Source organism: Niastella populi (assembly GCF_002078015.1).
Lineage (GTDB): Bacteria > Bacteroidota > Bacteroidia > Chitinophagales > Chitinophagaceae > Niastella > Niastella populi.
Genome location: NZ_LWBP01000060.1, coordinates 1 through 2,750 on the forward strand (window position 1 = coordinate 1; position 2,750 = coordinate 2,750).

Below are 2,750 nucleotides of genomic sequence, written 5' to 3' on the forward strand. Positions count from 1 at the left end.
AGCAGAATAAAGAGATAAACCAGGCAGTTGTTATAGTCAAAGAGAACGAATCAGGAGAAAACGAGCTGGTAGCCTATATCACTTCCAGCCATGAGCAAAATACAAGTGATTTAAGGAACTATTTAAAACAGGTGTTACCGGTATATATGCTTCCGGCCTACTTTGTACAACTGGAAGAAATGCCATTAACAGCTAATGGTAAAGTAGACAAGAAGTCCTTGCCTGACCCTGAAGGTCTGGGACTCTTCAGTGGCGTAGAATATGTAGCTCCGGGCACTGAACGGGAAAAGATATTAGCATCGGTATGGTCAGATGTGTTAAAAAGAGAAGGCATAGGGATCAGGGATAGTTTTTACAATCTTGGTGGAGATTCTATCAAATCGATCCAGGTGGTAGCGAGGTTAAAACAGCAGGGTTATAGGCTTAAGATAGAGCATCTGTTAAGAACCCCCGTGTTGGAGGAGCTGGCCCCGTTAATGGAGCTGACTACCCAGGTTAGCGATCAAAGTGAGGTGAGTGGGGAGGTTGTGCTAACGCCAATTCAGGAATGGTTTTTCAAATCATCGGAAATAAAAGTTCATGATCACTATAATCAATCTGTTTTACTGTATAGTAAGGAGGAGCTGAACAGCAAGCTTCTTGAGAAGAGCATCGCAAACCTCACCCGGCATCACGACGCCCTTCGGATGGTTTATAAACAGCGGGAAGGAGGATGGCAACAGTTTAACCAGGATACAAGCTCAAAGCAGTACAGCATTGACTTCTATGACTTAAGAGAAGCGGACAATGCGCTGGATGAAATGGCCCAACTGGGCGAAGAATTACAATCGGGTATAAAGTTGTCAGAAGGTCCTTTACTCAAAGTGCTTCATTTCAGGTTAAAAGACAGTGACCGTTTAGGTTTGATAATTCATCACCTGGTGGTGGATGGAGTCTCGTGGCGTATAATCTTAGAAGACCTGTCGAACCTGTATTCCAGTTATAAAAGAGGCGAAGAACCGCGCCTTCCATCAAAGACGGATTCTTTTCAAAGATGGGCTTTGCTTCAAAAAGAATACGCGGCGGGTAAGAAGCTGGAAAGGGAGCGGGCTTACTGGCAGCAGGTATGTAAACAAGAAGTAACAAAATTACCACAGGATAAGGCGCTAAAAGAAGATCAGACAGCAATAGTAGATTCAGCTGCATCTTTCAGCCTCGATAAGCAGACCACCGGGCTATTGCAAACCCGGGTTCACGGAGTTTATAACACAGAGATAAACGATGTGTTATTGACAAGTCTTGGTTTGGCCCTGAAAGAAGTTCTGTCTGTAGATAAAAGCGTCTTGCAGATGGAAGGGCATGGAAGAGAGGAGATCATCGATGGAGTAGACATCAGCAGAACGGTTGGATGGTTTACTACGATCTATCCATTCGTACTGGATGTGTCAGGTGCTGCCGATCACGCAGCGGGCCTGGTAAATGTAAAAGAAGATTTGCGACGCATACCAAATAAAGGAATAGGCTATGGTATGCTCACCTATTTAAGTGAGGAAAGACCTGAAACCAGACTTACCCCACAGATCAGCTTTAATTACCTCGGAGACTTTGGAGCGAATGTATCCAATGATAAGGGTTTGCTATTTGAATATGCTTCAGAGCGTATCGGATCAGATGCATCCAAAGAGAATAGAATGAACACGATACTGGATGTATCGGGGATACTGGTAAGGGGAGAACTGGGAATGTCGATCAGGTATTCGAGTTCGAGATATGATGCAGCAACGATCAACAGGCTGGTGAAGTCTTATAAGAAACACTTACAGTCTTTAATAAAAACATTATCCGGGGCTGATACTAGTTATTTGACGCCTTCGGATCTAACTTTCAAAGGGCTGAGCCGGCAAGAGCTTTCAAAGATCAACCCAGACAATACACTGGAAGATGTGTATGAGCTATCTCCTCTCCAGGAGGGAATATACTACCACTGGCTAGCTGACGATTCCAGTTCACTTTATTTTGAGCAGACCTCCTACCGGGTGCGGGCTAAGGCGTTGCCTATTGATAAACTGGATAGCGCTTACCAGGGCTTAACAGCCAGGCACGCAGTCTTGCGCACCAGTTTCAGTACTGAATATGCAGGCAGATCCTTACAGATCGTGAGGAAAGAAGTACAGAATAATTTTACCTATGAGAAAATTCATATCGGGTCAGACCGGGAGGCGCGGGTAGAACTGTTCAGGCAGCAAGACCGGCAAAGAGGCTTTGATTTGAATAACGGTTCGCAGATGCGCCTGCATGTGATCGATCTTTCGGAAGGGGAATATGAGTTTATCTGGAGCTCTCATCATATTTTGATGGATGGCTGGTGCGTAAGCGTTCTCATCAATGACTTTAATGAGCTGTTGAGTGCAGCGATCAAAGGCCGTACACTAAGTCTCCCGCAGGTAATGCCTTACTCCAATTATATCAATTGGTTAAAAGCGATAGACAGGGAAAGTTCACTTGGTTACTGGAAGGATTACCTTAAAGGTTACTCATCGCTGGCAGAGATACCCTTCAAAGCAGCAACAGCAGCCACTACCTATGTCGAGTCGGGTGAACTCCTTCAAGTAGGTGGAGATCTGTTTAAGAAGGTAGATGCCCTGTGCAGCGGGTTAGGCATTACCCACAACACGTTTTTACAAGGGGTATGGGGTTACTTATTGTCACGCTATAACAACACGAATGACGTGGTGTTTGGGGCTGTGGTATCCGGCCGTCCAGCCGACTTG

General features: G+C 45.2%; 1 protein-coding gene. It reads left to right on the top strand.

Going from position 1 to position 2,750, the window contains the following annotated elements; genetic code table 11:
- Positions 1-2,750 (top strand): condensation domain-containing protein (locus tag A4R26_RS07440; RefSeq protein ID WP_242674854.1); only part of this gene is annotated, 2,750 nt, incomplete at both ends.